General features: G+C 74.7%; 9 protein-coding genes. 4 read left to right on the forward strand and 5 right to left on the reverse strand.

The window, feature by feature from the left end; translation table 11 throughout:
* Window positions 1-43 precede the first annotated feature (43 nt).
* The 4 genes from PKY62_RS04050 to PKY62_RS04065 form a co-directional block, all read right to left on the reverse strand.
* The gene (locus PKY62_RS04050; protein WP_324535112.1) at window positions 44-1,723 is read right to left on the reverse strand and encodes an FAD-dependent oxidoreductase; all 1,680 of its coding nucleotides are present in this window, start codon (window positions 1,721-1,723) and stop codon (window positions 44-46) included.
* Window positions 1,724-1,960: 237 nt separating this feature from the next.
* Window positions 1,961-2,647 (reverse strand): class I SAM-dependent methyltransferase, encoded by a 687-nt coding sequence (locus PKY62_RS04055; protein ID WP_324535114.1) that lies wholly within the window; start codon window positions 2,645-2,647, stop codon window positions 1,961-1,963.
* Complete coding sequence (locus tag PKY62_RS04060; protein ID WP_324535116.1) at window positions 2,644-2,907, reverse strand: metal-sensitive transcriptional regulator; 264 nt, start codon at window positions 2,905-2,907, stop codon at window positions 2,644-2,646. The genes PKY62_RS04055 and PKY62_RS04060 overlap by 4 nt, the downstream gene beginning before the upstream one ends.
* A gap of 98 nt (window positions 2,908-3,005) precedes the next feature.
* A complete protein-coding gene (locus PKY62_RS04065) occupies window positions 3,006-3,356 on the reverse strand; it encodes a rhodanese-like domain-containing protein (protein WP_324535118.1) in 351 nt (116 codons plus the stop codon).
* A gap of 46 nt (window positions 3,357-3,402) precedes the next feature.
* Here PKY62_RS04065 and nadC point away from each other — a divergent pair, with 46 nt between their 5' ends.
* The 4 genes from nadC to PKY62_RS04085 all read left to right on the forward strand — a co-directional run bounded on the left by nadC (window position 3,403) and on the right by PKY62_RS04085 (window position 6,443).
* Window positions 3,403-4,317, forward strand: coding sequence for a carboxylating nicotinate-nucleotide diphosphorylase (gene nadC, locus PKY62_RS04070; protein WP_324535120.1), 915 nt, complete (start codon window positions 3,403-3,405; stop codon window positions 4,315-4,317).
* Window positions 4,314-5,825, forward strand: a complete 1,512-nt coding sequence (gene lysS / locus PKY62_RS04075; protein WP_324535122.1) for a lysine--tRNA ligase — start codon at window positions 4,314-4,316, stop codon at window positions 5,823-5,825. The genes nadC and lysS overlap by 4 nt, the downstream gene beginning before the upstream one ends.
* Window positions 5,826-5,835: 10 nt before the next feature.
* Complete coding sequence (locus PKY62_RS04080) at window positions 5,836-6,027, forward strand: hypothetical protein (RefSeq protein WP_324535124.1); 192 nt, start codon at window positions 5,836-5,838, stop codon at window positions 6,025-6,027.
* Between the two features lie 83 nt (window positions 6,028-6,110).
* Window positions 6,111-6,443: a histone-like nucleoid-structuring protein Lsr2 gene (locus tag PKY62_RS04085; protein ID WP_324535126.1), complete on the forward strand. Its 333-nt coding sequence runs from the start codon at window positions 6,111-6,113 to the stop codon at window positions 6,441-6,443.
* A gap of 43 nt (window positions 6,444-6,486) precedes the next feature.
* Here PKY62_RS04085 and PKY62_RS04090 read toward each other — a convergent pair whose 3' ends face one another.
* Window positions 6,487-7,302: a glycerophosphodiester phosphodiesterase family protein gene (locus PKY62_RS04090; RefSeq protein WP_324535129.1), complete on the reverse strand. Its 816-nt coding sequence runs from the start codon at window positions 7,300-7,302 to the stop codon at window positions 6,487-6,489.
* Window positions 7,303-7,598: the final 296 nt, after the last annotated feature.

Raw genomic sequence — 7,598 nt, forward strand, 5'->3', positions numbered from 1 at the left:
GCGGGCGCCCCGGACCGGGGGCACCCGCCGTCGTCGTGCGTCGTCAGCCCGTGACGAGCTCGACGTCCGGCCGGGCGGCGCGCAGCGTGAGCATCCCACCGGACAGGTTGGCCGAGTCGAAGCCCTCCTGCACCAGGATGCGGTGGGCCAGGTACGAGCGGAAGCCGCTCGCGCAGTGCACCCGGACCGACCGGCCGGCGGCGGCCTCGCGGATCTGCTCCAGGTGGGCGCGCACCTCGGTGTGCGGGACGTTCATCGCGCCGGCCAGGTGGCCGCGCCGGAACTCCCCGTGCGAGCGCACGTCGACGATGAGCGACGTCGCCGCGACCTCCTCGAGCTGGTGCGGGTACCAGAGGGTCAGCGACCCGTCGAGGACGTTCTGGGCGACCATCCCGGCCATGTTGACCGGGTCCTTGGCCGAGCCGTACGGCGGCGCGTAGGCGAGCTCGAGCTCGGCGACGTCGTCCATCGTCATCCCGGCGGCCAGGGCCGTGGCCAGCACGTCGATCCGCTTGTCCACGCCGGCGCGGCCGACCGCCTGCGCGCCGAGCAGCCGGCCGTCGGGGGCGAACGCGACGGTCATGTGGATCTGCTCCGAGCCCGGGAAGTACCCGGCGTGGTGGCCCGGGTGGGTGTGCACCACGTGGTGGACGATCCCGGCCTGGCGCAGCATGTGCTGGCTCGCACCGGTCACGGCGGCCGTGAGCCCGAAGACGCGCACGACGGCGGTGCCGAGCACCGGGCGGGCGAGGGTCGCCTCGGTGAGCCGACCGAAGATCGAGTCGGCGGCGCGGCGGCCCTGGCGGTTCGCCGGCCCCGCGAGCGGGACGGGGGCCACGACCCCGGTGACGCCGTGGCGCACGGCCGTGGCGTCGCCGACGGCCCAGATCGACGGGTCGGACGTGCGCTGGGCGTTGTCCACGACGATCGCGCCGCCCGCACCGAGCTCGAGGCCGGCGGCGGCGGCCAGGTGCGTGTCGGGCCGCACACCGACGGACAGCACGACCATGTCGGCGGGCAGCACGGTGCCGTCGGACAGGGTCACCTCGACGAGGTGGTCGGCGCCGAGGGTCCGCGTGATCGAGGTGGCGGCGAGCCCGATGTAGGTGGTGACGCCGCGGGAGGTGAGCTCCGCGTCGAGCAGCTCGGCGAGCTCGCTGTCCAGGGGCGGCAGCACGTGGGGGGCGAGGTCGACCAGGTCGACCTCCAGCCCCCGCATCCGCAGGGCCTCGGCGGCCTCCAGGCCGATGAACCCGGCGCCGAGGACGACGGCGCGGCGGGCGGAGTCGGTGACCAGCGCGCGCAGGGTGTCCGCGTCCGGGACGGTGCGCAGGGTGGTCACCTGGGGCAGGTCGAGACCCTCGATGGGGGGACGGATGGGCGTCGCCCCGGGGGACAGGACCAGCGCGTCGTAGTCGACGACCGTGGTGCCGCCGTGCGGCGTGCGCGCGATGACCTGCTTCGCCGCGGGGTCGATCGACACGACCTCGTGGCCGGTGCGGACGTCGAGGTTGAGTGCGGCGTGCAGCGACGCGGGCGTCTGCAGCAGCAGGGAGGCGCGGTCTGCGATCTCCTCGCCCACGTGGTACGGCAGGCCGCAGTTGGCGAACGAGACGTACTCGCCGCGCTCCAGGACGACGATCTCGGCATCCTCCGCGAGACGGCGGGCCCGGGCGGCCGCGCTCATCCCGCCGGCCACTCCACCGACGACGACGATCTTCATGGGGTTCCTCACGGTCAGGGCTCACGCCCGGTCGGACAGGTCTGCCGGGTCGCCCGGCCTGGGACCAGCATACCCCAGGGGGTATGTGGATGTCAGGTTCGCGCTCCGGTCAGGTCGCACGGGGTGGTGCCCTCCCGACGCTAGCCAGCGGTCGGCGAGGTCCCTGGGAGACAGGTCCTGGGGCGCAGGTCCCAGAGGGTCGGCGCGCCCAGCGGTCGGCCAGGGTGCAGCGTGGGGTCAGAGCGGGCGGACCGCGACGACCACGGTGTCCAGCGCGGGGCGCGAGGCCCCGTCGACCGGTCGCGCGGCGACCTCGGCCAGTGTGACCTCCAGCCCGGCCTCGGCGAGCGTGGCGGCGACCGTGCCCGCGTCCGTCAGGACGGCCGGGTCCTGCGGCCCGCCGGTGCCGTCGGCGAGGTTGCTGCGGTCGTGCCCGACGAGCACGAACGTGCCGCCGGGGGCGAGCGTCGCGGCGGCGCGCACGAGCGCCTCGCGCGCGGCGGGCGCCGGCAGGTGCAGGTAGGCCATGACGACGAGGTCCGCCGTGCCGGGCTCCGGCTCGACGGTCGTCGCGTCGGCGACCCGCCACGTGATCGCGCCGCTCAGCCGTCCCTCGGCGGCCAGTCGCCCGGCCGCGGCCCGGCCACGCTCGATCGCCGTCGCGGAGAAGTCCAGCGCCTCGACCTGCCAGCCCTCGCCGGCCAACCACACCGCGTGCCGGCCGTCGCCGGCCGCGACGTCGCGGGCGCGCCCCGGCGTGAGCCCCCGGGTGTGCCGGACCACGAACACGTTGGGCGCGCTGCCCCACAGGGATGCGGCGGCGTACCGGGCGTCCCAGGCCGCGGCGTCCATCGGGCCTCCGGCCATGCCGTGCCGGGCGACGGGCCCGTCCGCCGTGCCGAGGGCCTCGGCCGGATCGCTCATGCGAGCGAGAGGAACAGCTTCTGCAGCTTCGCGCGGTCGATCCCGGCGGCCTCCTCGCCGCGGGAGATGCACTGCTCCAGGCCGGAGGCGATGATGACGAAGCCCGCCCGGTCGAGCGCCTTGGACGCGGCGGACAGCTGGGTCACGACGTCGGCGCAGTCGGCGCCCTCCTCGAGCAGCCGCAGCACACCGCCGATCTGGCCCTGCGCGCGGCGCAGCCGGTGGATGACGGCGGTGAGCTCTGCCGGGTCGAGGTGCATGCCAGCCTCCGGAGCGGGGGTCACAGGGGTGTCGGTCGCCCCCATGGTCTCAGCCGCGCCGTCCGCCGGGGTAGGTCCGTCGGTCCGCTCCGCCGCGCTCATCGCGTCGTCACCGGCCCGCCGGCGGCCCGCCAGGCGCCGATCCCGCCGGTGAGGCTGGTCGCCTCGAAGCCCGCGGCCCGCAGCTGGGCTGCCGCGCCGCGCGAGCGGTTGCCCGAGGCGCACATGACGACAACGGTCTTGCCCTGCGGCAGGCGCCGCGCCTCGGCGCCGAGCTTGCCGAGCGGGATGTGCTTGGCGCGGGGGGCGTGGCCGCTGCGCCACTCGGCGGGCTCGCGCACGTCGACCAGGACGGCGCCGTCCTCGAGGAGGGTGAGGGCGCGCTCGGCGCGGACGGCGTGGGGCAGGGCGTCGGGGTCGCGGCGCAGGAGGCGGTCGAGGAGTGACATGGCCGGATCATACCCCCTGGGGTATGCAGAGCACTAGCGTGCTGCCATGACTGCAGCAGCGTCCGGCCCCGTCCGCGGTCTCGACCCGGTGCGCCTGCGGGCGCTCGTCACGGTGGCGCTCGACGAGGACCTCGGTCCCGCCCCGGGTCGCGACGTCACCACCCAGGCGACGATCGACCCCGCAGCCCAGGGTAGCGCCCACCTCGTCGCGCGCCAGGCCGGCGTGGTGGCAGGGCTGCCGGTGCTGGCCCCCGTGCTCGACGAGGTCGCGGCCCGGCTCGGGCTGGCCCGGGCCACCGTCGAGCTCCGGGTCGCCGACGGCGCAGCGGTGCGGCCCGGCGACGTGCTCGCGGTGCTCACCGGCCCGGTCCAGGTGCTGCTCGTCGCCGAGCGCACGCTGCTCAACCTGGCCAGCCGGGCCTCGGGCGTGGCGACCCACACGTCGCGCTGGGCGCACGCGCTCGCGGGCACCGGCGCCACCGTGCTGGACACCCGCAAGACGACGCCCGGGCTGCGCGACCTGGAGAAGTACGCCGTGCGCTGCGGCGGCGGCGACAACAAGCGGATGGGTCTGTACGACGTCGCGATGGTCAAGGACAACCACGTCGCGGCGGCCGGCTCGGTCGCGAGCGCCGTCGCCGCCGTCCGGGCCGCATGGCCCGACGTACCGATCCAGGTCGAGGCGGACACCCTGGCTCAGGCGATGGAGGCGATCGACGCCGGCGCGCGGTTCCTGCTGCTCGACAACATGGCGACCGCGCTGCTGGCCGAGGTCGTCGCCGCCGTGCGAGCACGCGAGCCCGAGGTGGGTCGCGTCGAGCTCGAGGCCACCGGCAACCTCACCCTGGAGCGCGCAGCCGAGGTCGCGGCGACGGGGGTGGACCACCTGTCCGTCGGCGGGCTGACGCACTCCTCGCCGATCCTTGACCTGGCGCTCGACCTCGTAGGATCGGGCGCGTGACCACGCCCCCGCCGCCAGCCGACACCGAGGACGACCTGCCGGAGCAGCTGGCGATCCGCCGGGCCAAGCGCGAGCGGATCCTGGCGGACGGCGGCGAGGCCTACCCCGTCGGCGTGCCGGTGACCACCACCATCGCCCAGGTCCGCGCCGAGCACGGCGGGCTCGAGGCCGGCGCCCAGACCGACGTCGTCGTCGGCGTCGCCGGTCGCGTGGTCCACCTGCGCAACACCGGCAAGCTGTGCTTCGTCACGCTGCAGGACGGCGACGGCACCCGGCTGCAGGTCATGCTCAGCCAGGCGGACGTCGGCGAGGAGCAGCTCGACCGGTTCAAGGCCGACGTCGACCTCGGTGACCACCTCTTCGCGCACGGGACCGTCGGCTCGTCACGGCGCGGCGAGCTGAGCGTCTTCGCCGACGAGTGGCGCCTCGCCGCCAAGGCGCTGCGACCGCTGCCGGTGCTGCACAAGGAGCTGTCGGAGGAGTCGCGCGTCCGCCAGCGCTACGTCGACCTCATCGTGCGCCCCGCAGCGCGGGACGCCGTGCGCGTCCGGGCCGCCGTCGTGCGGTCCCTGCGGGACAACTTCCACCGCCGCGGCTACCTCGAGGTCGAGACCCCGATGCTGCAGACGCTGCACGGCGGCGCCGCGGCCCGGCCGTTCACCACGCACATCAACGCGTTCGACCTCGAGATGTACCTGCGGATCGCGCCGGAGCTGTTCCTCAAGCGCGCCGTGGTCGGCGGGGTGGAGCGGGTCTTCGAGATCAACCGCTCGTTCCGCAACGAGGGTGCCGACTCCACGCACTCCCCGGAGTTCGCGACGCTCGAGGCGTACGAGGCCTACGGCGACTACGACACCATGGCGGCCCTCACCCAGGACCTGGTCCAGACGGCGGCGCAGGACGCGCTCGGCACCACGCTGGTCACGCTCGCGGACGGCACCGAGTACGACCTCGGCGGGCAGTGGGCCGCGATCAGCCTCTACCACTCGCTGTCCGACGCGCTGGGGGAGGAGATCACCCCGCAGCACCCCGTCGCGGACCTGCTGCGGCTCGTCGCGCGGTTCGACATCCAGGTGGACCCCAAGAAGCAGAACCACGGCAAGCTCGTCGAGGAGCTGTGGGAGCACCACGTGGGTGACCACCTGGTCGCGCCCACCTTCGTGCGCGACTTCCCGGTCGACACCAGCCCGCTGACGCGCGACCACCGCACGCGCCATGGCGTCGTCGAGAAATGGGACCTGTACGTGCGCGGGCTGGAGCTCGCTACCGCCTATTCCGAGCTCGTCGACCCGGTGGTCCAGCGGCAGCGTTTCGAGGCGCAGGCGCTGCTCGCCGCGGCCGGCGACGACGAGGCGATGGCGCTCGACGAGGACTTTCTCGTCGCGATGGAGCACGCCATGCCGCCGTCGGGCGGAATGGGCATGGGGATCGACCGGCTGCTCATGTCGATGACCGGCCTCGGCATTCGCGACACCATCCTCTTCCCGCTCGTCAAGCCGCAGGCCTGAGGGGCTCGCCGTGCACCCCGCGCTGCAGGCGCTGGCGGCCCTCGTCCCGTCCGTGGGGGTCGGGCTGCTGTTCTGGCTCGCCATCCGCACCATCGTGCGTGCCGACCGGACCGAGCGTGCCGCCATGGCACGGCTGGACGCGGAAGAACGTCGCGACGCGGTGCAGAAGAATGTGCCACCGGGACCCGCGGTCGACGACTGATCTTTGTGTGTCGGCGCGCGATTGTTGTGTGGCGGGGTATTGTGATGATGTCAACGGGGGCATCTGCGACGTAAGGAAATGTCATGGCACAGAAGGTTCAGGTCGTTCTCGTCGATGATCTCGACGGCGGCGCGGCCGACGAGACCGTCACGTTCGCGCTCGACGGCGTGACGTACGAGATCGACCTCAGCACGGCCAACGCTGCTCAGCTGCGCGAGTCGCTCGCCCGCTGGACGGGCCTGGCCCGCCGCACGGGTGGCCGTCAGCGCCCGGGCAAGCGCCCGGCCGCGCGCCGCGGGTCGTCCAGCACCACGGTGCGGGACTGGGGACGGGAGAACGGCTTCGCCGTCAACGACCGCGGCCGCATCTCGGCCGAGCTGCGCGCCGCGTACGACGCCGCGCACCCGAACGGCTGAGCGGGCCGCACAGCAGGACGCAGCACGGCAGCCGGACGGGCGGTCAGCCCGCCGAGGCCTCGTACCCCACCGGGGTGCGGGGCCTCGCCGCTGCCGGGGGCCGGGCGTCGGGCGCGCGCCACGCACCGCGCCCGACGAGCACGGCGCGGAGCACGTCCGGACGGTCGGTGATGATGCCGTCGACGCCGTCGTCGAGCAGCTGGTGCATCTCGAGCGAGCCGTGCACGCCCCAGACGAGCGCCCGGAGCCCCTGGTCGTGCGCGCGCTGCACCAGCCGGGCGGACGGCACCCGCCACTCACCGAGGCGCAGCGGCAGGTGCAGGTACCGCGCCGACCGGCCGCCCGGCCGCCCCCCGGCCACGATCCGGGGCAGCGAGCTCCACCCGACCGCCGTGCTGACGTCCGGGCCCAGCGAGGCCGCGGCCTCCTCGAGCCACCCTTCCCACGGGCCGGACAGGCAGATCCGTGCGGCGGCGTGGGTGCGGCGGAGCACCTGGACCAGCGGGACGAGCGCCGACGTCTGCTTGACGTCGATCACCCAGCGGACCTCCGGCCACGCCGTCAGCAGGTCCTCGAGTCGCGGCACGGCCGCCACGCCGTCCACGCGCAGCCCGCGCACGTCGGCCCACGAGAGATCCGACAGTCGGCCCGGTCGGCCCGTCAGGCGGCGCAGGGTCCGGTCGTGGAACGCGACGCACACGCCGTCCGACGTCGTGCGGACATCGGTCTCCAGGTAGCGAAGGCCCAGCCCGATCGAGCGTTCGAAGGCCTCGGCGGTGTTCTCCGGGCCGAGCGAGGGGCCGCCCCGATGGGCGATGGCGAGGACGCCGGGCTCGGCGCCGTAGGTGCTGGTGGTCACGGCTGCGCTCCGGGGGGTCGGACGGCTGTGGGCGGCGATCACGGATCGAGGCAAGCAGGTCCCGGTGCACCTGCGGGCGTCCGGCCCGTGTCCGACCGGTGACGACTCGGCGAACGATGCGGAGCCGGCGCCGGCGGGTGCCGGGGTTCGTCCCCCGTTCACCGACGGTCGGCCGGTCGGCCGTCCGCGCGGGCGAGGCTGCGCGGCGATGAGAACCCGCCCAGAACCCCCGGCAGCGAGCACCGTCACGGGCACGGTAAGCGTCGCCGTCGTCTCGATCGCCGCCTTGGCCATGA

The organism is Actinotalea sp. (assembly GCF_035443605.1).
GTDB lineage: Bacteria > Actinomycetota > Actinomycetes > Actinomycetales > Cellulomonadaceae > Actinotalea.